The 216-nt window shown below is 65.7% G+C and carries 1 protein-coding gene; it reads left to right on the forward strand.

Features of this window, described 5'->3' with window-relative positions; translation table 11 throughout:
* Window positions 1-216 (forward strand): beta-ketoacyl synthase N-terminal-like domain-containing protein (locus tag WA788_RS35920; protein ID WP_335984765.1); only part of this gene is annotated, 216 nt, incomplete at both ends.

Here is a 216-nt window from a genome sequence, read left to right on the forward strand (position 1 = left end):
CTATGCCCGGGTGGGTGGGTTCCTTGATGGTGCGGGTGATTTCGATGCGGAGTTCTTCGGGATCAGTCCGCGTGAGGCGTTGGGGACCGACCCGCAGCAGCGTGTGTTGTTGGAGACGTGTTGGGAGGCGTTGGAGGACGCGGGGATTGCTCCGGGTTCGCTGCGGGGCACGGACACGGGGGTGTATGCCGGTGTCATCACGTCGGCCTACGGGGC

This window comes from Streptomyces sp. CA2R106, from assembly GCF_037034245.1.
Classification (GTDB): Bacteria; Actinomycetota; Actinomycetes; order Streptomycetales; family Streptomycetaceae; genus Actinacidiphila.